This window comes from uncultured Clostridium sp. (genome assembly GCF_947036855.1).
In the GTDB taxonomy this organism is placed as follows: Bacteria; Bacillota; Clostridia; order Clostridiales; family Clostridiaceae; genus Sarcina.
In genome coordinates, this window is sequence record NZ_CAMQRY010000019.1 from 1 (window position 1) to 24,698 (window position 24,698).

Consider the following 24,698-nt stretch of genomic DNA (forward strand, 5'->3'; position numbering starts at 1 on the left):
CTAAAAAAGTATAATAGGTATATTCTACCATTCTTTTCTTTTTGCTAAACATTTTATATAAAATTGTAAGAAAAAAGACTATCTTTCGATAGCCTTCTTAAAAATTATATTTTTAGTATAATGGATATTTTTCACATATAGCAAGAACTCTAGTTCTTATAGCTGATAAATCTCCATCTTTACTTTCAATTGCATCATTTATAATTCCAGCAATTTCTTTCATATCATCTTCTTTTAATCCTCTAGTTGTAACTGCTGGAGTTCCAATTCTTACTCCACTTGTTACAAATGGACTTCTCTTTTCATTTGGAACAGTATTCTTATTAAGAGTTACACCGATTGTATCTAAAAGATTTTCAACTTCCTTACCTGTAACATCTTTATTAGTTAAATCTACAAGCATTAAATGGTTGTCAGTGCCTCCAGAAACTATTTTGAAGCCATAACCCTGTAAAGCTTCACTAAGCACCTTAGCATTTAATACAACCTGCTTTTGATACTCTACAAACTCAGGACTCATAGCCTCTTTAAAGCAAACAGCTTTTGCAGCTATTGTGTGCATAAGTGGACCACCTTGAATTCCTGGGAATATATTTTTATCTAAAACCTTAGCATACTTTTCCTTGCAAAGAATAAGTCCACCTCTTGGTCCTCTTAAAGTTTTGTGAGTTGTTGATGTAACAAAATCACAATATGGAACTGGTGATGGGTGAACCCCTGCTGCAATAAGACCTGCAATATGAGCCATATCAACCATAAGGTAAGCCCCAACTTCATCAGCAATCTCTCTAAACTTTGCAAAATCGATAGTTCTTGAATAAGCACTAGCTCCTGCAACTATCATTTTAGGCTTATGCTTTAAAGCAAGTGTTCTAACTTCTTCATAATCAAGCATCTCAGTTTCTGCATCTAATCCATATGATACAAAGTTATATAATCTTCCTGAGAAGTTAACACTTGAACCATGAGTTAAATGTCCCCCATCACTAAGGCTCATACCAAGAACAGTATCACCAAGTTCTAAAACGCTTAAATAAACAGCCATATTAGCCTGTGAACCTGAGTGAGGTTGAACATTTGCATGCTCTGCACCAAATATCTTCTTAACTCTGTCTCTTGCAAGGTTCTCAACAACATCAACTTCTTGACATCCGCCATAATATCTCTTACTTGGATACCCTTCTGCATATTTATTAGTAAGATATGAACCCATAGCTTCCATAACTGCCTGACTAGCAAAATTTTCTGATGCTATAAGCTCTATACCATCTCTTTGTCTTTCAAGTTCTTTTTCTACAACTTGCATAACTTCAACGTCTGCATTTTTTAAATTCTCAAAATTCATTAAATCACCCCAACTCTAGTTTTATTATATTATAGTTTTATTACTGACATTTTTCAATATCTATTAAGTATTATATCTGTATATATTTCTTTTTTTTTATGATATCATATAATTATTAAACATATAATAAAACAAATTAATACATAATGAACGTTCTTTCCTTGTAAAAGACCGTATTTTTATGTATTTTTCTTGCATAAATATAGCTATTTTTAAATATAAATATTTTTAAGAGATAAAATTAAATTTTAAAATTAATTCCATAAAGTGAGGTATCTTAGATGAATATAGATAAAATACTCCATGTTTGCACTCATGCTGGAAAAATACTTTTAGAAAGCGGTGCTGAAACTTATAGAGTTGAAGAAACTATTGTTAGAATCTGCAAATCCTTTGGTGTTGATTTTGCAGAGAGCTATGTTACACCAACGGGAATAATGGTTTCCATATATGATAAAGAAAAAAATACAAAAACATTAATCACAAGAATAAAAGTAAGAAGTAACAACCTTCAAAAAATCCACCTAGTAAATGACTTATCAAGAGAAATTACATCACACACTCTCTCAGTTGATGAAGTTGAAAAAAAACTATTTGAGATAGAAAGAACTAAACCTTATCCTCTCTATTTAACCCTATTAGCTTCTGGACTAGCAGCCGCCTGCTTAACAATTTTAGTTGGTGGTGGAGTTATTGATTCTATATCTTGTTTCTTTATAGGGGTTGGAATAAGGCTTTTATGTATAGCTGGTGAAAGACTACTTTTAAATGGTTTCTTCATAAATATAATAGGTGGTGCTTTTGCAAGTTCAATAGCTATATTACTTTATATAATTGGAGTTCCTGTTGAAGTAAACTATGTAATAATTGGTTCTATAATGCTTCTTGTCCCAGGACTTGCAATAACTAATGCTATTCGTGATACTATTTCAGGTGATTTACTTTCAGGACTAACAAGAGGTGCTGAGGCTATATTTGTAGCTGTATCAATAGCTATTGGAACTGGTTCAGTTTTATCAATTTGGATAAATTACTTAGGAGGAACTATCAAATGACACAATTAATTATTGAAACAATTGCATGTTCAGTTGCTACTTTTTCATTTGCAATCTTAATTAATATCCGAGGGAGATATTTACTTTGGGCATCTATAGCTGGTGCTATAAGTTGGTTTTTCTATAAAGTTTTCTTAGATATATCAGGAAGTAATTCATTTTCTATGTTTACCTCTGCTATAATATTTAGTTCATATGCTGAGATAATGGCTAGAAGACTCAAAACTCCTGTTACAACACTTGTTGTATGTGCACTTATACCACTTGTACCTGGTAGTGGAATGTACTATACAATGTCTAGTGTTGTTAATGGCAATATAGATCAAACTTTCGGACTTGGAATTGCTACAATAGCTTCTGCTGGAAGTCTTGCACTAGGAGTTATTTTCACATCAACTATAACTAGAATGATAGTAAACCTTAAAAATAAAACTTATCAAAAAATGATTGCTAAACGTCAACAAAAAAAATAGAGAAAATGCAAAAGCATTCTCTCTATTTTTATTTTATAAAGCTTTTTAAAGTTTTTACAAGTTCTTGTAATCCTTCATAAGCGTCATCTTCTTCTTTTATTCCCATACAGTTTTTTGCATAGTCCTCAACAATTAGTACCCCAACTCTATTTACAGCTGATCTAACTGCTGAAACCTGTGTTAAAACATCTTTTTGGCATACATTTTTTTCAAGCATACCATGTATCCCCTTCACCTGACCTTCAATTCTTCTCAATCTAACTAAAATATCTTTTCTAGCCTTCATTTCTTTTTCAACTTCTCTATCTAGTTTTGCATCCAACTCTTCATCTGATAGTTTTTCTACTATATCACTCAAATTAATACCTCGCTAATATTAAATTTAATTATCTTCGTTATCTTTTGCTCTTTGTCTATCTTTCTTGCTCATTCTAACTCTAGAATTTTTTTCATGCTTTGTACTTATTGGAAGTATACCCATTTTTTTATGCTTTTTCTTTACATAATTAGAAGTATATTTTTCATAATACTCTTTTCTACCTTTTTCAGTTTCTCTCATCTTCTTACCTTTTTTATCTAAATAATAAAGATAAACACCTAGTGCACCAATTGAAGCTGATATACAAACCATTCCAAATCCTTCTGGAAATTCCATATTAATACCCCCATAACATCTAATTTAATTTTATAATACCTATATTTGCAATTATACCAAATACTTCTATTATAAAATTATTTTTATGTTATAGTTTACAGAAATATAAAAAGTTTTCACCTATTATTATTTTACATAAAAAGTTTTATATACATTAAAAGGACTCAGAATTCGAAAATCCTAAGTCCTTTAAATAAGATTATTCTTCTATTTTTGCTTCTTCTTTAACTGAAACTTCAATTCCAAGTTCTGTTAATTGCTTTTCATCAGTTATATTAGGTGCTGATGTTAAGTAACAGAAAGCATTTTGGTTTTTAGGGAATGCTATAACATCTTTGATGTTATCTGTTCCAGCAAGGAACATTACCATTCTATCAAGACCAAATGCTAATCCACAGTGTGGAGGTGGTCCAAACTTGAATGCTTCAAGTAAGAATCCAAATCTCTCCCATGCTGATTCACTTGTAAATCCAAGAACTTCAAACATTTTCTCTTGAAGTTTTGTATCGTGGATTCTTATAGAACCTCCACCAAGTTCTTCTCCATTAAGTACAAGGTCATAAGCTTGTGCTCTAACTTTTGAAGGGTCTGTATCTAAAAGATGTAAATCTTCAAGAAGAGGCATTGTGAATGGGTGGTGAGCTGCTGTATATCTTCCTTCTTCTTCATCAAACTCAAGAAGGTCAAACTCAGTTATCCATGTGAAGTTAAACTCATTTTTATCTTTAACAAGGTCAAACTTTCTTGAAAGCTCAAGTCTAAGCTCTCCAAGACTCTTAAGAACTACTGAATCTTTATCAGCAACTATTAAGATAGAATCTCCTGTCTGTGCATTCATAGTTTTAACTACTGCATCCATTTGCTCATCATTTAAGAATTTAGCTATTGGAGATTTAATTCCCTCTTCTTTTAATTGAATGTAAGCAAGACCTTTAGCCTTGAATCCTTTTACAAACTCTCCAAGTCTATCTAAGTCTTTTCTTCCCATTGCTGCTCCACCTTTAAGGCAAAGAGCTCTAACACTACCTTCGTTCTCAAGAGCTGATTTAAATACCATGAAATCTACATCTTTAACAGTTTCGCTAAGGTCTGTAATTTCCATACCAAATCTTACATCTGGTTTATCTGAACCATACTTGCTCATAGCATCAGCAAATGTCATTCTCTTAATAGGAGTAGGTATATCTATTCCTTTAACAGTTTTAAATACATGTTTGATAAGACCTTCATTTACAGCCATTATCTCTTCTTGGTCTGCAAATGACATTTCCATATCTACTTGTGTAAATTCTGGCTGTCTGTTTGCTCTTAAATCTTCATCTCTGAAACATTTAACTATTTGGAAGTACTTATCAAAACCTGACACCATTAATAATTGCTTAAATAATTGTGGTGATTGTGGTAATGCATAAAACATTCCTGGGTAGTTTCTTGATGGAACTAAGTAATCTCTAGCACCTTCTGGTGTAGACTTAGTAAGCATAGGTGTTTCCATTTCAAGGAACCCATTAGTATCAAGATAATCTCTTATAGCTTTTGTAGCTCTATGTCTTATCATGAATATTTCTTGCATATCAGGTCTTCTTAAATCTAAGTATCTATACTTAAGTCTAATCTGCTCTGAAGCATCAAGATTTTCTTTAATATATATTGGTGGAGTTTCTGATTCTGATAAGATTCTTAAATCATCAGCTAATACTTCAACAATACCAGTTGGCATGTTTTCATTTATAGATTCTCTCTTAACTATCTCCCCTGTTACAGCAACACAGTACTCTGATCTTACTGATTTAGCCTTAGCAAGTAAATCTTCTGATAAAGTATCTCTAAATACTACCTGCACAATTCCTTCTCTATCTCTAAGGTCCATAAATTGAAGACCTCCAAGATTTCTATTTCTTTGAACCCATCCCATAAGGGTAACTTTTTGTCCTATGTGGCTTTCTCTAGCTTCACCACACATCATTGAACGTTTAAGTCCATTTAATGTTTCAGCCATTATAAAATTCCTCCTACTTGTTGTTAAGTATTATATTAACTATTTCATCAATATTTGATAACTTTGTTTCAAATTTTTCCCCATCATTCATTCTCTTAAGTGTTAAAGTATCTTCCTCAATTTCTGAATCTCCAATGACTCCTGTAAATAAAGCACCAAGTTTATTAGCATACTTCATCTGAGCTTTCATCTTCTTTCCTAAATGATCAACTTCAACCTTAAGACCTTTTTTTCTAAGCTCATTTGCCATAAACATAGCTTTAACCTTAGCTTCATCACTCATATTACCTATGAATAAATCAAATCTGTTTGGCTCTGGTATTACAATTCCATCTTTTTCAAACATCATTAATAATCTTTCAAGACCAAGAGCAAATCCAACAGCTGGAGTTTCTGGTCCATCAATCTCTTGAACAAGACCATCATATCTTCCACCACCACAGATAGTTAACCCATCTTTGATAACTTCAAATACTGTTTTAGTATAATAATCAAGACCTCTAACTATTTGAGGATCAACCTTATACTCAATTCCCATAACAGTTAAATATTTTTTAAGTGCTGTAAAGTGATCTTCACATTCACCACAAATATGGTCAAGTATTAATGGAACATCTTTAACTATTGATTTACAACTTCTTTCCTTACAATCTATAATTCTCATTGGATTCTTTTCAAATCTTGTTTTACAAGTTTCACAAAGTTCCTCATAGTTTTTTTGTAAGTACTCTCTTAAAGCATCATTATATGCTTTTCTACAAGTTGGACAACCTATACTATTTATATTAAGTGATAATCCCTTAATACCAAAATCATTTAAAGCATTCATAATAAGTGCTATAAGTTCTGCATCAACTGTAGCTTCCTTTGAACCAAGCATTTCAATTCCATATTGGTGGAACTGTCTATATCTTCCTGCTTGGGCCTTTTCATATCTAAAACATGGTGTAAAGTAAAATAACTTTGTTGGCTGTGCATCAGCAAACATACCATGTTGAATAAATGATCTAACAGTTGGAGCTGTTCCTTCTGGTTTTAAAGTGATACTTCTACCACCCTTATCCTCAAAAGTATACATTTCTTTCTGAACAACATCTGTTGTTTCTCCAACCCCTCTTTTAAAAAGCTCTGTAGCTTCAAATGCAGGAGTTCTGATTTCTCTTATACCATACTGTGCTGATACTGTTCTTAATTTTTCTTCAATGAACTGCCATTTATATGCATCTTGTGGAAGCATATCTTTTGTACCTTTTTGTTCTTGTATAGCCATCTATATCCCTCCTATTCAATTTTTATTTATATAAAGTATCTAGAAGAGCTAATTTACCTTCTATCATTTCATCCGCTCTATTAATATACTCTTTAACATTTTTTACGTTAGCAAATCTTTCAATTCTACCTTTACCTTCACTTAAAAAGACAACTTTTGAAACTGCATCAGCTCCAATGGCTATAATACTTTGAGTATCCTCAATCATCTGAATATTATAATAACATTCCTGACCTTCTTTTGAGTATCCTACATTCTCCATATTACCAACCATGTTTTTTTGTCTATACATATAGTATGGTTCCATATCAAGTTCTTTTCCAAGACTTGAACTAGCCTCATACATCTCATTTAGTTCTTTTTGCTCTGCTATTTTAACAGTTTCTTTTAAAACTAAATTCTCATATAATTTAGATGCTCTTTTTATAGAAAGACCATGTACTGTAAGACTATCAGGATTTAAAGCTTTAATCTCTTTAACTGTGTGTCTTACCTCTTCCATACTTTCATCTGGAAGTCCTATAATTAAATCCATGTTTATGTTATCAAACCCTAGCTTTCTTGCCAAATTGAACTTTTCAATAACTTCTCCTGATAAATGACCTCTACCAATTGATTTTAAAGTTTTATCATTCATACTCTGTGGATTTATAGAAATTCTAGTAACATCATATTTTTTCATAGTTAAAAGTTTTTCTTCTGTGATAGAATCTGGTCTTCCACTTTCAACTGTAAATTCAATTAAGTTATTATCCTTAACAAAACTATTATATATGTCATTCATAAGACTTTCAAACTGCTCATTACCTATTGAAGTTGGTGTACCTCCACCAAAGTAAACATTATCTACAGTAATCTCATTATCCGCTACATACTTAGTTATAGCCTTAATTTCTTTTTTAATAGCCTCAATGTATAATTCAACTTCATTATTTTTGCACTTTCCTATTGGATCTGCTGTAAATGAACAGTATAAACATCTTGTAGGACAAAATGCCATTCCTATATAAATAGCTATTGTCTTATCATTTTTATTCATGTATGCCATTTCTCTTTTTGCAATATGTACGCATAATTCAGCTTTCTCTTTACTAGCTAAATAAACCTCATCAAAATAATTTATAACTTCTTCATCAGAATGTCCTTTTAAAATCATATCTGAAGCAATTTTACTTGGTCTAATACCAACTAAAGTACCCCATGGATAAACTTTATTTAAAGTTTTTGATAAAAATTTAAAAACACTTCTCTTTATTTCTTGAGGGATATTATCTGAAGTAAGTGTATACACTTCTTCATCTTTAAAATTACTTATTCTTATTTTGTTATTTAAGTTATCAGAAGATAATTTCTTATCTTCTGTAACCTCTCCAATTTCAACTTCATAGTTAAAATCTTTATTTTCATTTACTTTTATATCATCAAACGTATAAAATATATTAAATATCTGATATATATGATATCTATATTTCTCGTCATTCATCTTAATGTTAATATACATAATCTTCTCCTATAATATAAGGATTCTGTCTTTTTTCAAGCCCAATGCTTGTTGATGGACCATGACCTGGGTAAGCTTTAATATTATCTCCAAGATGTAATAGATTATTTTTAATTGAAGAAATTAATGTATTAAAATCTCCACCTCTAAAATCTGACCTACCAATTGAACCATTAAATAAAGTATCCCCTGTTATAAGTATATCACCTGCAAGGAAACATACACCACCTGGAGTATGACCTGGAGTTTCTATAGTTCTTATAACATTACCATTTCCAAATTTAAAGACATCTCCATTTTTTAAGTAACCATTAGCTTTTGGAATATCTCCAAAAAGTCCATCTGCTACATTTCTCATATCATCATCATTTTTACTAATATAAAAAGGTATATCAAATTTTTCTGTTACAGCCTTAACTGCTCCAACATGGTCATGATGTCCATGTGTTAAAAGCACCATAACAGGCTTGATATTTAATCTCTTAATTACAGCAAAAATTAAATCTTCTTGTGCACCCGGATCAAAAATAACAGCTTCATTTGTATTCTCATCAATTAAAAAATAACAATTCTCTTCATATGCACCAACTGGAACACTTTTTAATATCATAAATCCCAACCCCTTTTAGAATGTTTTTTTACTTTCAAGTAAAAGTGTTACAGGACCATCATTTTCTATTAAAACTTTCATATCAGCTCCAAAGACTCCTGTTTCCACTTTTATATCTTCCTCTTTACACATAGCAACAAAAGTTTCATAAAGCTTCTTTGCTTCTTCTCCACCTTGAGCTGCTATAAAACTTGGTCTTCTCCCTTTTCTACAATCTCCATAAAGAGTAAATTGTGAAATTAAAAGAAGCTCACCACCAACATCTTTTAAAGATAAATTAAGCTTATCATTCTCATCTTCAAAAACTCTAAGATTAATAACTTTATCTTTTATATACTTTAAATCTTCAACTGTATCTTCCTTACTTATTCCTAAAAGAACATTAAAGCCTTTTCCGATTTCACCAACTATTTTTCCGTCAACACTAACATTTGAACACGATACTCTTTGAACTACTGCTCTCATAAGATCACTTCCTAATTATTAATTTTTCACTCTATAAACGTCTCTAGTTCCTTTAATCTTTCTAAACTTTCTCATAAGGTCACGAAGTTTTTCAGTTGAATCTACTTTTACTTTTATATTTATTCTTGCTGAATTTCCATTATGAGTTTTTGCATTTAATGCTGTAACCTCAACTTTTATTTCAGATATAATCATCATAAGTTCTGATAAATATCCTGTATTATCATCTGTCTTAATTTCAATTTCAGCTTCATAGCAGCTACCTTTTGAATCACACCAACTGACCTCAACAACTTTTTCATTTTGAACATCTAAAATATGCTTAAAATTGCTACAGTCTGCTCTATGAACTGATATACCTCTACCTTTAGTGACATATCCTGCAATACCATCACCAGGTACTGGGTTACAACATTTAGCAAACCTAATCATAAGATTATCAAGTCCCTTTACAGTAACTCCTGAAGAACTACAAACAGTTTTATGATTATGCTTATCATGTTTTGCAATTTGTTCTTCAATCTCAGATTTAACCTGTTCATTAGATAGTATTGTTTCAGTACTTTCACCCTTAAGCTTAGTTACAACAGCTGTTGCTGACATAAGTCCTGCACCTATCCCTGCAAAAATATCATCAATTCCATTAAAATTATATTTTTTTATAAGCTTATCATATTTATCACCTTTAGCAATATCTGCAAAGTTAATACTACGCTTTTTGCTTTCTTTTTCTATTAAATCTTTACCTTTTTCTATATTCTCTTCTCTTCTAATTTTCTTAAACCACTGCTTAATTTTTGATCTTGCTTGATTACTCTTTGCAAAACCAAGCCATGACATATTAGGGCCCTTTGAACTTGTAGCAGTTAAAACCTCTATAATTTGCCCTGTTTTAAGCTTGTAGTCAAGTGGAACCATCTTAGCATTTACCTTTGCACCAACACACTTATTTCCAACATCAGTATGTATTCTATATGCAAAATCTACTGGAGTAGCACCTGCCGGAAGATTTATAACTATCCCTTTTGGTGTAAACACAAAAATTTCATCTGAAAATAAATCAAGTTTAAAGCCTTCCATAAATTCCTGTGCATCAGATGTTTCATCCTGCCACTCTAAAATCTCAGTAAGCCAACCAAGTTTATTTTCAAAAGTTGGTTCCTCTGTAGCTTCAGGTTTCTTATATTTCCAATGTGCAGCAATACCATATTCTGCTGTCTTATGCATATCAAAAGTTCTTATTTGAATTTCAAAAGTTCTTCCTGCCTCACCAATAACTGTTGTATGAAGTGATTGATACATATTAGGCTTTGGCATTGCTATGTAATCCTTAAATCTACCTGGTATAGGCTTATATATAGTATGCACAATTCCAAGAACTGCATAGCAGTCCTTAACATTATTAACTAATATTCTAATAGCCGTTAAATCAAAAATCTGATCTAAAGTTTTATTTTTACTAGTCATTTTTCTATATATACTATAAAAATGCTTTGGTCTACCCTCAATATCACAAGATATTGAAGCAGACTTAAGATTTTCATCTATATCACTTACTATAACATCTATATTTTTTTCTCTCTCTGTTCTTTTTTCTGCTATATCCTTAACTAACGCATAGTAATCCTCAGGATGAATATATCTTAGACATAAATCTTCAAGTTCCCACTTTATCTTAGATATACCAAGTCTATGTGCAAGTGGTGCATAAATATCTAAAGTTTCTTGAGCCTTAGATTTTTGCTTTTCTGGTGATTTATGCTTAAGAGTTCTAATATTATGAAGTCTATCAGCAAGTTTTACAATTATAACTCTAATGTCTCTTGCCATAGCTAAAAGCATTTTTCTAACATTATCAGCTTGTTGTTCCTCTTTACTCTTATACTCTATTTGTCCAAGTTTAGTAACACCGTCCACTAAATTGGCTATTTCTTCCCCAAACATATCATTTATATCATCATAATCATACTGTGTATCTTCTATTACATCATGTAAAAGCCCTGCAACTATTGTGCTTGTGTCCATTCCCATATCTGCAAGTATCATAGCAACATTAACAGGATGAGTTACATATGGCTCTCCTGATTCTCTCTTTTGATCCTTATGTGCAGTAGAGGCTAAGTCATATGCTTTTTTGATTAATTCTATATTTGCACCTTTGCTGCTTTTCTCAACTCGTTTAATTAATTCTTCTAGCATTGACATCTCTCCCTTTCATCTACAATTTCGATAAAGCAAAAGCCGGTTAGTTACAACCAGCCCTTTATTATCTTTAATTATATTATATTTCCCCATGTATTTCAATAAAGGAGAGATTAATTTAAATAGAGTTTGCCTCTCTATTTTTTAAAAAATAAATAGAAAAACAAACTCCTGTGAATTATTATCTTTAAATTATATAAAATTAACTATTAAAACTCATAAGTTACTACTGCATCTATATCATGACCAGTAAGTTTTCCTCTACCATTTAGCCCTGTAAGTTCAATTGTAAATGACATACCTACAACTATCCCACCAAGACTTTCAACAAGTTTTGCAACAGCGCTTATAGTTCCACCTGTAGCAAGTAAATCATCAACTATAGCAACTCTAGTTCCTGGTTTTATAACATCTTTGTGTATTTGAAGTGTATCTGTACCATACTCTAAAGCATAATCTATACTAACAGTTTCTCCTGGAAGCTTTCCTGGTTTTCTAACAGGCACAAATCCTGCATTTAAAACATAAGCAACTGGAACTCCAAATATAAATCCTCTAGCCTCTGGCCCAACAACAACATCTACTTCTTTATCTTTAAAGAACTCTGCCATTCTATCAACCGAAGCTCTTAAAGCATCTTTATCAGCTATTAGTGTACTTATATCTTTAAAACTAATACCTGCTTTTGGAAAATCTTCTATTACTCTTATTTTTTCTTTAAAATCCATTGTAATTCCCCCTGTATAATATTATATTATCTATATTATTTATTTCATAACCTAAATTTTTCATTATGCAAATATTTGGTTATCTGCTCTGCTCTATCTTTGTCATCTGTTGTTAAAAGTTCAACTATAATCTTTGCATTATTTTTTTCAGATACTGCACGATCTCTTGGAGTTATAGTACTAATTATTTTTTCTATATTCTCTCCATTAAGCTCACTTATACTATGAAACTTTTTTATAGCAACAAGACCAACATTATTAGTTCTATCTAAATACGAAATTCCCTCTTTTAATATTATTCTATTCTCACCAACATATCCAATCTGCTTAGTAAGACCTCCTAGTAATATCAAATCGAGATATCTATTTATACTTTTCATATTATAGTATATAGCAATTGCTTGCATTAACTTAAATATAACCCCACTTTGGCTAATATCCTTATATCTATAAAGACTTTTTTCCTCACTTGGATTTATATAAATAGAATCATAACTAGACTTCTTTTTTTTATTCTCTGTAATTATAAGATCAATCCCTTGCTGTTCACAAAGGTTTTCAGCTCTCTTACATTCCAGACCACACCCTACTGTTATAAGAAGTTTTACACCTAAAAAGGCAATATCATTTGTCAATGACTCCTCACTTATATCATAACTATTGTTTTCACTACTATCTGCTATGGCGTATTCTACATCAGCATTTAAGTATTTTAGTACTAGAAGGAAGGCTGATATGCCTGATATGCAATCAACATCATACCCACCATAAATTAATATCTTTTCTCTATTATTTATAGCTGCTACTAGTCTTTCAATAGCTTTATTCATATTTTTAACATTAAAAGGGTTGTAGCCAGATATATAATTCGGTGAATATATACTTTCCCAAAGCTTATGCATAATCAAATCCTCCATATTTATTAAAAGAAAACACATTCTATTATAATTTAAAATCCCTTATTTGACAAATATTTTTGTTTATAGCAAAAAAAATAGGGTAAAAACTTCTTTCAAAGCTTTTACCCTACCATATTATACTATTTAAGTGTTTTTTTATCTTTTTTCTTTGCAGATTTCTTTCTATTTTTAAGTTTGCACCATATAGGGCTCGCTATAAATATTGAAGAATAAGCTCCACAAGCTATACCAATTATTAATGGCAATGCAAAGTCTCTAACTGTTGGAACAAAGAAATAAACTGCAACTATACTAACTAAAGTAGTAAGAGTTGTATTTATAGACCTTGTCATAGTTTGAGCTATACTTTTATTTGCAATCTCTTCTGGTGTAGATCCTCTCATCTTCTTGACATTTCCTCTTATTCTATCAAATATTACAATAGTATCATTTAATGAATACCCAACTATCGTAAGAATTGCAGCTATAAAAGGTGTATCAACAGGAATTTGGAATATTGCATATACACTTACCGTCATTGCTATATCATGTAGCAATGCTAGTATCGCAGCTATACCATAATTTGTTTCAAACCTTACGATTACATATACAAGAACTGCTAGTATCGCAATTATAAGAGCTATAACTGAATCTCTTGTAAGTTGTTTACCAACTGATGCTCCTATCTCTTTTTGAGAAACTAGTACATTTCCCTTAAGTTTAAAATCAGTTGTAAGCTTTTTAACAAGACTATCAACTTTTTCTGTATTTAGATTATTAGCTTTTATCTCATACTTACTACCATCAACAGTATTTGTTACTGCACCTGTAGCAAACTCATGAACAACTTTATCAGCTGCTGGTTTATTGAATCCAGTTTCCATTTGAATTGTAAGCTGTGTTCCACCCGTAAAATCTATTCCAAAATTAAGTCCTTTTGTTAAAATAAAAGCAATACCTATTATTATAAGTAAAGAAGATATACTAAACCAAATTTTACTTCTCTGTACTATTTTCATCTGGTTTACCCCCCTTAATTTTAACTCCAAATATTCTTGGGTTATTTAATACACCCATATCAAAGAATATATTCATAAAGAACTTAGTTACAAATATTGCTGTAAACATACTTATTACTATACCAATCATTAGAGTTAATGCAAATCCTTTAACTGGACCTGACCCTAAGAAGTATAAAACAAGTGCTGCAATAATTGTTGTTGTATTTGAATCTAGTATAGATGACATAGCATTTTTAAATCCTGCTTTTATAGCAGCCTTTACACTTCTTCCAATTTTAAGTTCTTCCTTAATTCTTTCAAATATAAGGACATTGGCATCAACTGCCATACCTATCGTTAGAAGGAACCCTGCTATTCCTGGTAATGTCAGCGTTACTTTTACTGAAATGTAAGTATATAATACTGCTAAAATATACACACTTAAAGCAAGTGATGCTGCAACCCCTGGTCCTCTATAATATAAAATCATAAATATAAATATTATCGCAATTCCAACTGCTCCAGCCTTTACAGCATCTGGAAGCGCTGTTGCTCCAAGCTGTGCTCCAACTGTTTGAACTGAAACTTCTTTAATTGGAACTGGTAATGCTCCTGCATTTATAATACCTGCAGTTTTTTGTGCATCTGCCATTGAAGTACTACCTGTTATAGTAGCCTGACCATTTAGAATTTGGCTTTGAACTACTGGATCTGTTAATGTAACACCATCCATAGTAATTTTAATTTGCTTTCCTATATACTCTTTTGTTGCTTTCGCAAATGCTACCTTTCCGGCATCATTAAACTCAAGACTTATAGTAGGCTCTCCTGTTTGACCATCAGGGTAAGCTGAAGCTTTAACAACATCTTTTCCTGTCAGTATAACACTTCCATTTGGCGCTAAAAATTCAAGTTTACCTGTACTTGTTAATGACTGAACTATGCTATTAGAATCATATTTACCTGGTATATTGATTCTAATTTGATTATCCCCTTCAGTTGTAACAACTGTTTCAGCAACCCCTACCTTATTAACCCTAAGTGCTAATAAATCTTTTACTCTGTGTAAAATAGCTGGGCTGACATCTGGCTCATCAATTTGCATAAGCACAGAAACTCCACCTTGCAAGTCTAATCCTTTAATCATAACTTCATTAAATGGTTTCACTTGATATCCTGCAACTGTAAACCCTTTAAATCCTGCAAAAGCGAAAAGTCCTATAAAAATAATCGAAACTATTAATATAACAAAACTGCTAAATTTATTTTTTTTAGATTTTCTGGCTTTTTTAACCTTCATGGTTTCCCCCCTCTGTAAATCTATTCATTACTGAATTATACCCTTTTTTACTTACCATAGCAATAATTGGTAAAGCTCTAATTGTTACTATTTTGTTAGGGCTTTTTTATCTTTTAAACTCTCTACATATTCAGGACAATCTTGATCTGTTCTAGCTTTTAAAGCTATAGCACATTCGATTCTCTTCTTCTGCATAGCACATCCTACTTCGTAAGGTTCTAAAATACTACCATTAAATGCTTGGTTATTTGCTTGACATCCACCACTACAGTAGAATCTAGCCCAACATTCTTTACATTTAGGTTTATTATAAATATGAGCTGTTTTAAAATCATTACTCATATCTTGTTTAACTATACCTGTATCTAATGTTCCAAGTATAAATTCTGGTTGACCAACAAATTGGTGACATGGATAAATTTCTTCATCTGGTGTTATTGCAACATATTCATGTCCTGCACCACATCCTGATATTCTTTTATAAACACATGGTCCACCATTTAAGTCAATATTGAAGTGATAGAATTTAAATGGATTATCCATCTCTGTTCTTCTTCTTAACAACTCAGTATATAACTTATCATATTGCTCAAATATTTCTGGTAAATCTTGTGCTCTAAGTGATAATGGGTGTTCATCTGGTAAAACAACTGGCTCTACTGAAACTTCATCAAAACCTTCACCAACAAGGTGCATTACATCATTATAGAAATCTGTATTCTCTCTAGTGAATGTTCCTCTTGCATAGTAAAGTTTCTCTGCATCTCTTCTTGAAACCATAGCTTTTATATTTGGTAATATTCTCTTATAACTTCCTGAACCATCAATTCTAATTCTTACTTTATCATTAACTTCTGGTCTTCCATCAATAGATAAGATTATGTTACCCATATGCTTATTTAAATAATCCATTTTCTCTTCATTTAAAAGAGTTGCATTTGTTGTCATAGTGAATCTTATATTCTTCTTATGTTTTGGTCCTTCGGCATGACCATATTCAACAATTTGCTGTATAGTTGGATAAACCATCATTGGCTCCCCACCAAATAAGTCTACTTCTATATTTCTTCTATTTCCTGAATTTGCAATAACGAAATCAATAGCTTTTTTAGCTACTTCGAATGACATTGGTTTTCTACAACCATGATATTCTCCCTCATCAGCAAAACAATACTTACATCTTAAGTTACAATCATGGATAATATTTAAGCATACAGCTTTAAAGAATGATTCTGAATCTTCTTTCATAGCTATTTCTTCATATAAATCTTCTGAATATAAATCTCCATCTTTAACTAGATATTCAAGTTCTTCATAAACCTCTTTAATATCTGCTACTGGATATTTACCACCTAATTTTTCTATTAAAACCTCTAAGCTTTCTAGCTTATCATCATTTGTTATCATATCATATACTAACTCATCTACTTCATGGAAACTTCCTGAGTTAACATCTATGACATAATAATAATCCTCTTGTTTAAATTTGTGTACTAATGACATCTATTTTCTCCTCCTACAATAACGACTAGAATTATGGCAGTAACCCATGGGATTACTGCCACTCTTCTAATTTTTTTTATTTTATTTTAGTTTTCAACGTATTCGCAAGGTAAGTTAGCAACTGTTGCTGATGTCTTACAAGCTGATTGACAAGAGTTTGCACACTCTTTACATCCAGGTCTTTGTAAACTCTTCTTTAAGTTTGATTTATTAATTGTCTTAATATGTTTCATAATCCAGTTCCTCCATTCATAAACAATTCAGAAATAATTTTACCATACTTTTAAATTTTTTTAAAGATTTTATGGAAATTAAAAGTATTTTTTTTTCAAATTCTGTATTGATTATTATTTTAATCTAGCGTTAACTCCATTTTTATCAATTCTAAATCTGCTTCCTTCTGACTCTACTATTAATTCTTTTTCTGTTATCTTAATTATCTTAGCCATGATTCCACCCTTAGTTACAATTTTATCATTGACTCTAAGTTCAGCTAACATTGCTGAATATTTTGTTTGCTTCTTTTTTTCTGGTCTTACCATGAAGAACCAAAAAGCAACAAACATTAAAATTATCGGTAGAAAGGTAATTAGCATTTTTTCGTTCATATTAAAAAACTCCTTTTTTCTTTTGTTTTAGTTATATAAAAAAGTTTGCAATGTTACTTTGTTATTCCCCAGTCTATAAGTTTTTGAGCTTTATATTCTGCGAAACATCCATTGTCTAGGGCATCTCTTATTTCTTCCATCATTTTATTATAGAAGTATAAATTATGTAATACGGCTAGTCTCATTGCAAGCATTTCTTTCGCTTTGAATAAGTGTCTTATATATGCTCTTGTGTAATTTTTACATGTAGGACAGTCACAATTTTCATCTACAGGTCTTGCATCAAGTTCATATTGTTTATTCATTATTTTTAATGGTCCATTTGCTGTAAATAATTGTCCATGTCTTCCATTTCTAGCTGGTAATACACAGTCAAAGAAATCTACACCTCTCTCAACAGCTTCTAATATATTAGCAGGAGTTCCTACACCCATAAGATATATTGGCTTATCTTGTGGAAGATGTGGTACTACAGAATCAATAACTCTATACATATCTTCATGACTTTCTCCAACAGCAAGCCCACCGATAGCATATCCATCTAAATCCATTTTAGAAATTTCCTTAGCATGCGCTATTCTTATATCATCATAAACTCCACCTTGATTTATACCAAATAACATCTGCTTATTATTTATAGTATCATCTAATGAATTTAATCTATCTACTTCTGTTTTACATCTATGAAGCCATCTTGTAGTTCTTGCAACTGAATCTTTTACATATTCTCTTGTTGCTGGATTTTCAACACATTCATCAAAAGCCATAGCAATAGTTGATGCAAGATTACTTTGTATTTGCATACTCTCTTCTGGTCCCATGAATATCTTTCTTCCATCTATATGTGAACTAAAGTAAACCCCTTCTTCTTTGATCTTTCTAAGACCTGCAAGTGAGAATACTTGGAATCCACCTGAATCTGTAAGTATTGGTCTATCCCAATTCATAAACTTATGAATCCCACCAAGTTCACTTATAACCTTATCACTTGGTCTTAAATGCAAGTGATATGTGTTAGATAATTCAACCTGACATCTTATATCCTTTAAATCTTGTGCTGAAACTGCCCCTTTAATTGCTGCAAGTGTTCCAACATTCATGAAAACTGGAGTTTGAATAGTTCCATGAACTGTTCTAAACTCACCTCTTCTAGCTTTGCCCTCTTTTTTTAGTAATGTATAGTTTTCTGACACTGTATTTCACATCCTCATCTATTATGTTGAATCCATATAGGATAATTTCTCATATAATCGTATTAATCTATAAACATTGAATCTCCAAATGAGAAGAATCTATATTTTTCTTCAACTGCTTTATTATAAGCTCCCATTACAAGCTCTTTATCTGATAAAGCTGATACAAGCATTATTAATGTTGATTCTGGTAAATGGAAGTTTGTTATAAGATTATCTATAACCTTAAACTTATACCCTGGGTAAATAAATATTGAAGTCCACCCACTAGCTTCCTTAACTGTACCATCTTCACTAGCAATTGTTTCAAGAGTTCTTGTTGAAGTAGTTCCAACTGAAATTACTCTTCCACCATTTGCTTTTGTAGCATTTATTAAATCTGCATTTTCTTTATCTAAATGATAATATTCTGAATGCATAATATGATCAGTTATTTCTTCAACCTTAACTGGTCTAAATGTTCCAAGTCCAACATGTAAAGTTAGGTATGCTATATTTACACCCTTAGCTTTAATTTCTTCTAATAACTCTTTTGTAAAGTGTAATCCTGCTGTTGGTGCTGCTGCTGATCCTTTTTCTTTTGAATAAACTGTTTGATATCTTTCCTTATCATCTAGTTTTTCATGTATATATGGAGGAAGTGGCATTTGTCCAAGTTCATCTAAAACTTGCTCAAATATCCCTTCATACTTAAACTCAATTATTCTACTACCTTCTTCACCAAGCCCAACAACTACTGCCTTAAGCTGCCCATCTCCGAAAGTAAATTCTGTTCCTATTTTAGCTCTCTTACCTGGTTTTGCAAGTGCTTCCCATTTATCTCCCTCTATTCTTTTTAATAGAAGAAATTCAATTTTCCCACCTGTTTCAGCTTTTTGTCCAATAAGTCTTGCTGGTAAAACTCTAGTATTGTTTAAAACTATAGTATCTCCTTTTCTAAGGTAATCTACTATATTATTAAAATGTTTGTGTTCTATTTCTTTAGTATCTCTATGAATAACCATTAATCTTGAAGAATCTCTTTTTTCTAGCGGACACTGTGCTATAAGTTCTTCTGGTAAATCAAAATAAAAATCATTAACTTTCATCTCTTTTGCACCTCTTTATATTAAATTAGAATAATGTACACTGCGCATCTTTTGCAGCTCTTTTATTCTTTCCTAAATCTCTTCCTAAATGTTTATATGCTTTTTCAGTAGCCATACGACCTCTTGGAGTTCTAACTATAAAGCCCTTTTGAAGTAAGTATGGCTCGTATACATCCTCTATGGTATCAAGTTCTTCACCTACAAAGTAAGCTAAAGTTTCAACACCTACAGGGCCACCTTTAAAATTATCAATAATTGCAGTTAAAATATTATTATCAATTCTATCAAAACCTTCTTTATCAACATCTAAAAGTTCTAATGCTTTAATAGCACAAGTTTCATCTATTAAATTATCATACTTTACCAAAGCATAATCTCTAACTCTTTTTAAAAGTCTATTAGCTATTCTTGGTGTACCCCTTGAACGCCTCGCAACTTCTAAAGCTCCAGCTCTCGTTATACTACATCCTAGTATACTAGCACTTCTAACTATGATTTCACATAATTCATCAGTTGTGTAATATTCCATAGAACATAAAACTCCAAATCTATCCCTAAGTGGCGCACTAAGCATACCAATCCTAGTTGTTGCACCAATTAAAGTAAACTTTGGTAAATCAAGTCTAATAGATTTACTTGCTGCACCCTTACCTATAATTATATCTAAAACATAATCTTCCATAGCAGGATATAATATCTCTTCAACACTTCTGTTAAGTCTATGAATTTCATCAATAAACAAAACATCATTAGTATTTAAAGTTGTAAGAATTGCTGCAAGGTCCCCAGCTCTTTCAATAGCAGGACCTGAGGTAATTTTAAGAGTTCCACCCATCTCATTTGCAATAATACTTGCAAGTGTTGTTTTACCAAGACCTGGTGGTCCATATAAAATAACATGGTCTAGGGCTTCTTCTCTTCTTTTAGCAGCCTCTACAAATATATTAAGTCTTTCCTTAACTTTCTCTTGACCTATATATTCATTTATTTTTTCTGGTCTTAAGCTATATTCACTTGTACTATCTACTTCAAACTCCCTAGAACTTATTATTCTATCATCCAAAAATTATCTCTCCTTAATTCATTAAAAGTCTTAAACTTTCTTTTATAATATTTTCTATACTTTCATTTATATTAACTTTTTCTAAAACTTTATTTGCTTCTTTATCTGTATATCCAAGAGCCATTAAAGCTTCTCTTGCTTCATTTTCTTTCAATTCATTTCCTGAAATTGTTTCAAGCATAGATATATCCATACCTTGCATATTTTCTCTAACTGAATCATCTTTCTTAAGCTTATCTTTAAGCTCTAGAATAATTCTTTGTGCTGTTTTTTTACCTATCCCAGCAGCTCTTATTATATGTTTTTCATCTTCAACAATTATTGCATATTTTAAATTAACAACTGTACTTATTGATAAAAGTGATAATGCAGCTTTTGCACCAACTCCATTTATCGTTAAAAGAAGATTAAACATAGCAAGTTCTTCTTTAGTTAAAAAACCATAAAGTCCTATAAAGTCTTGTCTTACTATTTGCTCTATATAAAGTTTAATTTCACTTGAAACTTCCGGTATACTTGCAATAGTATTTCCTGATGTAAAAACCTTATATCCAATCCCATTGTTTTCTAAAACAATATAATCTTTATTTAATCCTTGAAATTCGCCTTTTATGTATTCATACATTGAAAAATCAACTCCTATTTTAAGGTTTACATAACATTTTAACACGAATAGGTAATATTATCAATATTACAAAAAGGCGCCTAGAACTAATCTAGACACCTTTAAAATCCATATTAAAAGTAATTAATATAATACTTTTATCTGTATAAAACTAACAAAAGTATATATCTGTAAATACTATAAAATAAAATATCTACCTACTCCGTATAATCAGTTAATGCAGCTTCACACTCTTCTCTAGTATCAAATTCCCTTACAAAACCTTTAATTCTTTCAACATCTAAACTTGGATAATTTTCAGTTATAGCATATGATATATCACTATCTTTTTCTATAAATGCTTTTCCTTTTTCATCTGTTTTAAAAATAGATATCTTACCATCTTTATCACCAATATAATATTTATCAGGATTAAGTCCTGTTCCTGCTTTTTTTGAAAATGAAAGCTCTGCTTTATCCACATTATCAACTAGATAACCTTTCCCTTCAAAAATTGTTACAAGCTCTTCCTGTGTAATGTCAGAAATCTTTAATGTTTTCTTAAGTTCACCAACTGTTAACTGATGGAATACATCTTGCTCTCCACTTTTATTCTCTTGTGTAAACTTTAGTATTATATTGTCTTCTAAACCCACCGTTTTCATAGCTGCAACTTTTTCTGCTTTCTCTTCATTCAATTTTGTTACACTACTTAAATTATAATAATATGCACCTAAATATATTACTGTAAATACTATTATTGCTGAAATTATTCCTATGATAGGTTTTAACTTTTCACTTTTTGGAACTCTATTAAAATTCATCTAATCACCTCTTTACAGTGATTATTGTCACAATATTACATTTGTATTCACCTAACTTTAATTTTTATGCCCAAACCTTTTTATTTCTTAATTCAAATTCTGACTGTTTTTCCTTAGTATAGCAACATTCAACTACTACAAATAATTTATTTGGATCAATTTTTTTTAAAAATCTTCTAAAGTGTAAATTAAACCATTCATCTCTATCATCATAATCATCAACACTTATCCACTTACCATCATTTATTATTGCATATGTTCCAAATTTTTCTTTTCTATCTGGTACTATTATATTTTTCACCTTAGCTGTTGTTGCTTTCCTTCTTCCTCCAAATGCATTTTTTACATTTAGCATATCTGAAAATTTTCCACCAACAGTAAAACATATCATTTTTCCATTCTCATTTTTATAATACCCTATATCACTTCTATCATCATTATAATAATACCCATATTTAACATCAGCAAAACGCTCTATACTAAAATTAAATTTTTCTTTTTCCGCTTTAAGTAATTTTCCCCATTCGCTCTCTATATCTCTACTAAATTTTTCGAAGCTTAAATATTTTCTTTCCTCTTTATTATTTTCATAATAATCTTTTGGATAATATCCTATAAATTCATTATGAAAAGGATAAATAAGTTCATTAACATCTTCCACTTTATCGCATATAACTCCTAGACTAAAACATCCCATTACTATTTCCCCCTATTCATAAACTATATTCTAATTATACAATTTACATTATTTGGTAATCAATAGCATATAGTGTATTTATCTAGGTTTATGCCTACTTTCGCTCTCTCTTTTTCTTATTTTAACGATAAAATTTGTATAAAAAACAGATAAAAAAACAGTATATATTTTTTTATGACAAAAATATACACCATTATCCTAAAACTTCTTCATCTATTACTAGACTTACTATTTACTTTCATTTTTAAAAATTTTTAGATGTTTTATAATGTTGTAAAACCCTTTTAGAAAGAACTCCATGTATCACAACTATCTTATCACCAGAATTATATCTTCTAAAAATTTCACCATGCTTATAATTAATAGTAATCTCTCTTTTATTATGAAAGTCTACAATTCTATATTCATAGCCCTTTAAAGGTCTATCAAATGAATTTCTATTAGACTCATATATTGGTTTCACCTCTATACAAACTCCTTCAAATTTCACATATGCTTTTAACTTAGCTTCAATTACAATAAAAATTGAAACTATAAAAGGTCCTATTAATAATAATATTAAGAAAAGTTCAGTAGAAATATCCATACTTATTACTGGTATCATTAACACTATCATTACAAATATAGTTTTTCCTAAGTTCTGTAGTACAAAATCTAATCTAGGTGTATGTGCTTTTTTTAAAATTTCTCCATCAAAACTAGGATTAAACCAAATTTTAGTCCTCCACCAAAAATTAATATCCTGATTTATATCTCCATAATCATTCATTTGTGCAAAGAAGTTACTTCTTGTACTATTATCTCTATAGCATACCTCTAAAGCTCTTGTGCTAATAAGTAAACAAACATTAAATATTAATATCATTATCTCTATTCCAATCTTATCAAAAACTTTTATATAAAAATATCCATATATAAGTACCAAAATAAAAACTATAATTTCAATAAAACTTTTTATAATAACATTTATCGAAAAATTCTCCCTTAAACCACTTTTATATAACTTAAAAAGTCTAATAAAATTCGGAATATTAAAAAAAGTTACTATGCTCATCATAAAAATAGTAGTTCCTTCATCTCCCGAAAGTGTCAGTAAAAAATTAAATCCTACTACAAAAAAAAGTGTCCTTTTCAACTTTATAATTTCATTCTTTTTTTCCATCATACTTTATTCCTCCTTTATCACTTCAAATAATTGTAAAAATATAATATCATAACAAATTTATATGGCTATCTACAAATTATAAATTTCATATAAAATTTAATTTATATACACGTTGCTTTAAAACAACATTTTCTTAATTTAGCTTTCTATTTCATTCTTTTGCAAATAGAAAAGCTATATCAGAATCATTTTTAATGATTGCTGATATAGCTCTATTACCATATTAAATATTCATTATTTAAATTTACTGTAAATCAACTTTCATACTAAAAGTTGCTTCTTTCATTCTTTCTACTCTTGGAAGTCCTACCGTATACTTTTTACTGTTATCTAATTTATTTATAGTAACACTATAAATATAATTTTCACCATCTTCAACTGAACCTATATTTAATCTATCTTCTGCTCTAATAACATCTGTCATTTCTGAATCAAAAACACTTAATGAAT

26 protein-coding genes are annotated in these 24,698 nt (G+C 30.5%); 2 read left to right on the forward strand and 24 right to left on the reverse strand.

What is annotated here, in order from left to right:
* Nucleotides 1-112: 112 nt before the first annotated feature.
* Nucleotides 113-1,345, reverse strand: coding sequence for a serine hydroxymethyltransferase (gene glyA / locus Q0V15_RS03765; RefSeq protein WP_297436153.1), 1,233 nt, complete (start codon nucleotides 1,343-1,345; stop codon nucleotides 113-115).
* Nucleotides 1,346-1,626: 281 nt separating this feature from the next.
* Here glyA and Q0V15_RS03770 point away from each other — a divergent pair, with 281 nt between their 5' ends.
* Nucleotides 1,627-2,400 (forward strand): threonine/serine exporter family protein, encoded by a 774-nt coding sequence (locus Q0V15_RS03770; protein WP_297436155.1) that lies wholly within the window; start codon nucleotides 1,627-1,629, stop codon nucleotides 2,398-2,400.
* The gene (locus tag Q0V15_RS03775) at nucleotides 2,397-2,873 is read left to right on the forward strand and encodes a threonine/serine exporter family protein (protein ID WP_297436157.1); all 477 of its coding nucleotides are present in this window, start codon (nucleotides 2,397-2,399) and stop codon (nucleotides 2,871-2,873) included. The genes Q0V15_RS03770 and Q0V15_RS03775 overlap by 4 nt, the downstream gene beginning before the upstream one ends.
* 28 nt (nucleotides 2,874-2,901) lie before the next feature.
* Here the strand turns inward: Q0V15_RS03775 and Q0V15_RS03780 are convergent, their stop codons facing one another.
* The 23 genes from Q0V15_RS03780 to Q0V15_RS03890 all read right to left on the reverse strand — a co-directional run.
* A complete protein-coding gene (locus Q0V15_RS03780; RefSeq protein ID WP_297436201.1) occupies nucleotides 2,902-3,159 on the reverse strand; it encodes a metal-sensitive transcriptional regulator in 258 nt (85 codons plus the stop codon).
* A gap of 96 nt (nucleotides 3,160-3,255) precedes the next feature.
* Nucleotides 3,256-3,528 (reverse strand): hypothetical protein, encoded by a 273-nt coding sequence (locus Q0V15_RS03785; protein WP_297436159.1) that lies wholly within the window; start codon nucleotides 3,526-3,528, stop codon nucleotides 3,256-3,258.
* A 199-nt stretch (nucleotides 3,529-3,727) separates the two neighbouring features.
* Nucleotides 3,728-5,527, reverse strand: a complete 1,800-nt coding sequence (aspS, locus tag Q0V15_RS03790) for an aspartate--tRNA ligase (protein ID WP_297436161.1) — start codon at nucleotides 5,525-5,527, stop codon at nucleotides 3,728-3,730.
* Between the two features lie 13 nt (nucleotides 5,528-5,540).
* Entirely contained in the window at nucleotides 5,541-6,797 is a 1,257-nt protein-coding gene (gene hisS, locus Q0V15_RS03795; protein WP_297436162.1) for a histidine--tRNA ligase, read from the reverse strand.
* A 22-nt stretch (nucleotides 6,798-6,819) separates the two neighbouring features.
* Entirely contained in the window at nucleotides 6,820-8,298 is a 1,479-nt protein-coding gene (locus Q0V15_RS03800) for a coproporphyrinogen III oxidase (protein ID WP_297436164.1), read from the reverse strand.
* The gene (locus tag Q0V15_RS03805; protein WP_297436166.1) at nucleotides 8,288-8,908 is read right to left on the reverse strand and encodes an MBL fold metallo-hydrolase; all 621 of its coding nucleotides are present in this window, start codon (nucleotides 8,906-8,908) and stop codon (nucleotides 8,288-8,290) included. Before Q0V15_RS03805 ends, Q0V15_RS03800 begins: the two co-directional genes overlap by 11 nt.
* A 15-nt stretch (nucleotides 8,909-8,923) precedes the next feature.
* A complete protein-coding gene (dtd, locus tag Q0V15_RS03810) occupies nucleotides 8,924-9,373 on the reverse strand; it encodes a D-aminoacyl-tRNA deacylase (protein ID WP_297436168.1) in 450 nt (149 codons plus the stop codon).
* 18 nt (nucleotides 9,374-9,391) lie between these two features.
* Entirely contained in the window at nucleotides 9,392-11,572 is a 2,181-nt protein-coding gene (locus tag Q0V15_RS03815) for a bifunctional (p)ppGpp synthetase/guanosine-3',5'-bis(diphosphate) 3'-pyrophosphohydrolase (RefSeq protein ID WP_297436170.1), read from the reverse strand.
* A gap of 212 nt (nucleotides 11,573-11,784) precedes the next feature.
* Nucleotides 11,785-12,303: an adenine phosphoribosyltransferase gene (locus Q0V15_RS03820; protein ID WP_297436172.1), complete on the reverse strand. Its 519-nt coding sequence runs from the start codon at nucleotides 12,301-12,303 to the stop codon at nucleotides 11,785-11,787.
* A gap of 44 nt (nucleotides 12,304-12,347) precedes the next feature.
* Nucleotides 12,348-13,205, reverse strand: coding sequence for a DHH family phosphoesterase (locus tag Q0V15_RS03825; protein WP_297436174.1), 858 nt, complete (start codon nucleotides 13,203-13,205; stop codon nucleotides 12,348-12,350).
* A 137-nt stretch (nucleotides 13,206-13,342) separates the two neighbouring features.
* Complete coding sequence (gene secF / locus Q0V15_RS03830) at nucleotides 13,343-14,221, reverse strand: protein translocase subunit SecF (protein ID WP_297436175.1); 879 nt, start codon at nucleotides 14,219-14,221, stop codon at nucleotides 13,343-13,345.
* Nucleotides 14,199-15,503 carry a protein translocase subunit SecD gene (gene secD / locus Q0V15_RS03835; protein ID WP_297436178.1) on the reverse strand — a complete coding sequence of 435 codons (1,305 nt, stop codon included), beginning with the start codon at nucleotides 15,501-15,503 and terminating at the stop codon, nucleotides 14,199-14,201. Before secD ends, secF begins: the two co-directional genes overlap by 23 nt.
* A gap of 87 nt (nucleotides 15,504-15,590) precedes the next feature.
* Nucleotides 15,591-17,006, reverse strand: a complete 1,416-nt coding sequence (scfB, locus tag Q0V15_RS03840; RefSeq protein ID WP_297436180.1) for a thioether cross-link-forming SCIFF peptide maturase — start codon at nucleotides 17,004-17,006, stop codon at nucleotides 15,591-15,593.
* Between the two features lie 86 nt (nucleotides 17,007-17,092).
* Nucleotides 17,093-17,239 (reverse strand): six-cysteine ranthipeptide SCIFF, encoded by a 147-nt coding sequence (gene scfA, locus Q0V15_RS03845; protein WP_297436182.1) that lies wholly within the window; start codon nucleotides 17,237-17,239, stop codon nucleotides 17,093-17,095.
* A 114-nt stretch (nucleotides 17,240-17,353) separates the two neighbouring features.
* The gene (gene yajC / locus Q0V15_RS03850) at nucleotides 17,354-17,614 is read right to left on the reverse strand and encodes a preprotein translocase subunit YajC (protein ID WP_297436184.1); all 261 of its coding nucleotides are present in this window, start codon (nucleotides 17,612-17,614) and stop codon (nucleotides 17,354-17,356) included.
* A 53-nt stretch (nucleotides 17,615-17,667) separates the two neighbouring features.
* Nucleotides 17,668-18,807 carry a tRNA guanosine(34) transglycosylase Tgt gene (gene tgt / locus Q0V15_RS03855; RefSeq protein ID WP_297436186.1) on the reverse strand — a complete coding sequence of 380 codons (1,140 nt, stop codon included), beginning with the start codon at nucleotides 18,805-18,807 and terminating at the stop codon, nucleotides 17,668-17,670.
* A gap of 62 nt (nucleotides 18,808-18,869) precedes the next feature.
* Nucleotides 18,870-19,895 carry a tRNA preQ1(34) S-adenosylmethionine ribosyltransferase-isomerase QueA gene (gene queA / locus Q0V15_RS03860; protein ID WP_297436188.1) on the reverse strand — a complete coding sequence of 342 codons (1,026 nt, stop codon included), beginning with the start codon at nucleotides 19,893-19,895 and terminating at the stop codon, nucleotides 18,870-18,872.
* Between the two features lie 25 nt (nucleotides 19,896-19,920).
* Nucleotides 19,921-20,958, reverse strand: a complete 1,038-nt coding sequence (gene ruvB, locus Q0V15_RS03865; protein WP_297436190.1) for a Holliday junction branch migration DNA helicase RuvB — start codon at nucleotides 20,956-20,958, stop codon at nucleotides 19,921-19,923.
* A gap of 13 nt (nucleotides 20,959-20,971) precedes the next feature.
* Entirely contained in the window at nucleotides 20,972-21,583 is a 612-nt protein-coding gene (ruvA, locus tag Q0V15_RS03870; RefSeq protein WP_297436192.1) for a Holliday junction branch migration protein RuvA, read from the reverse strand.
* Nucleotides 21,584-21,780: 197 nt separating this feature from the next.
* Entirely contained in the window at nucleotides 21,781-22,386 is a 606-nt protein-coding gene (locus Q0V15_RS03875) for a hypothetical protein (protein WP_297436194.1), read from the reverse strand.
* A gap of 64 nt (nucleotides 22,387-22,450) precedes the next feature.
* Nucleotides 22,451-23,083, reverse strand: a complete 633-nt coding sequence (locus tag Q0V15_RS03880; protein ID WP_297436196.1) for a hypothetical protein — start codon at nucleotides 23,081-23,083, stop codon at nucleotides 22,451-22,453.
* A gap of 244 nt (nucleotides 23,084-23,327) precedes the next feature.
* Nucleotides 23,328-24,248 carry a hypothetical protein gene (locus Q0V15_RS03885; protein WP_297436198.1) on the reverse strand — a complete coding sequence of 307 codons (921 nt, stop codon included), beginning with the start codon at nucleotides 24,246-24,248 and terminating at the stop codon, nucleotides 23,328-23,330.
* A gap of 244 nt (nucleotides 24,249-24,492) precedes the next feature.
* A partial coding sequence (locus Q0V15_RS03890; RefSeq protein WP_297436200.1) for a hypothetical protein occupies nucleotides 24,493-24,698 on the reverse strand: 206 nt, incomplete at its 5' end.

Excerpts from the sequence above, each read along its gene's own strand:
- Q0V15_RS03805 (WP_297436166.1), bottom strand. The coding sequence starts at position 8,908 with ATGATATTAAAAAGTGTTCCAGTTGGTGCATATGAAGAGAATTGTTAT.
- yajC (WP_297436184.1), bottom strand. The coding sequence starts at position 17,614 with ATGAACGAAAAAATGCTAATTACCTTTCTACCGATAATTTTAATGTTT.
- aspS (WP_297436161.1), bottom strand. The coding sequence starts at position 5,527 with ATGGCTGAAACATTAAATGGACTTAAACGTTCAATGATGTGTGGTGAA.
- Q0V15_RS03780 (WP_297436201.1), bottom strand. The coding sequence starts at position 3,159 with ATGAAGGCTAGAAAAGATATTTTAGTTAGATTGAGAAGAATTGAAGGT.
- secD (WP_297436178.1), bottom strand. The coding sequence starts at position 15,503 with ATGAAGGTTAAAAAAGCCAGAAAATCTAAAAAAAATAAATTTAGCAGT.
- Q0V15_RS03815 (WP_297436170.1), bottom strand. The coding sequence starts at position 11,572 with ATGCTAGAAGAATTAATTAAACGAGTTGAGAAAAGCAGCAAAGGTGCA.
- glyA (WP_297436153.1), bottom strand. The coding sequence starts at position 1,345 with ATGAATTTTGAGAATTTAAAAAATGCAGACGTTGAAGTTATGCAAGTT.
- Q0V15_RS03875 (WP_297436194.1), bottom strand. The coding sequence starts at position 22,386 with ATGAATTTTAATAGAGTTCCAAAAAGTGAAAAGTTAAAACCTATCATA.
- Q0V15_RS03800 (WP_297436164.1), bottom strand. The coding sequence starts at position 8,298 with ATGTATATTAACATTAAGATGAATGACGAGAAATATAGATATCATATA.
- hisS (WP_297436162.1), bottom strand. The coding sequence starts at position 6,797 with ATGGCTATACAAGAACAAAAAGGTACAAAAGATATGCTTCCACAAGAT.
- Q0V15_RS03820 (WP_297436172.1), bottom strand. The coding sequence starts at position 12,303 with ATGGATTTTAAAGAAAAAATAAGAGTAATAGAAGATTTTCCAAAAGCA.
- Q0V15_RS03775 (WP_297436157.1), top strand. The coding sequence starts at position 2,397 with ATGACACAATTAATTATTGAAACAATTGCATGTTCAGTTGCTACTTTT.
- Q0V15_RS03785 (WP_297436159.1), bottom strand. The coding sequence starts at position 3,528 with ATGGAATTTCCAGAAGGATTTGGAATGGTTTGTATATCAGCTTCAATT.
- Q0V15_RS03825 (WP_297436174.1), bottom strand. The coding sequence starts at position 13,205 with ATGCATAAGCTTTGGGAAAGTATATATTCACCGAATTATATATCTGGC.
- Q0V15_RS03880 (WP_297436196.1), bottom strand. The coding sequence starts at position 23,083 with ATGGGATGTTTTAGTCTAGGAGTTATATGCGATAAAGTGGAAGATGTT.
- secF (WP_297436175.1), bottom strand. The coding sequence starts at position 14,221 with ATGAAAATAGTACAGAGAAGTAAAATTTGGTTTAGTATATCTTCTTTA.
- scfB (WP_297436180.1), bottom strand. The coding sequence starts at position 17,006 with ATGTCATTAGTACACAAATTTAAACAAGAGGATTATTATTATGTCATA.
- scfA (WP_297436182.1), bottom strand. The coding sequence starts at position 17,239 with ATGAAACATATTAAGACAATTAATAAATCAAACTTAAAGAAGAGTTTA.
- Q0V15_RS03885 (WP_297436198.1), bottom strand. The coding sequence starts at position 24,248 with ATGATGGAAAAAAAGAATGAAATTATAAAGTTGAAAAGGACACTTTTT.
- Q0V15_RS03770 (WP_297436155.1), top strand. The coding sequence starts at position 1,627 with ATGAATATAGATAAAATACTCCATGTTTGCACTCATGCTGGAAAAATA.
- queA (WP_297436188.1), bottom strand. The coding sequence starts at position 19,895 with ATGAAAGTTAATGATTTTTATTTTGATTTACCAGAAGAACTTATAGCA.
- ruvA (WP_297436192.1), bottom strand. The coding sequence starts at position 21,583 with ATGTATGAATACATAAAAGGCGAATTTCAAGGATTAAATAAAGATTAT.
- dtd (WP_297436168.1), bottom strand. The coding sequence starts at position 9,373 with ATGAGAGCAGTAGTTCAAAGAGTATCGTGTTCAAATGTTAGTGTTGAC.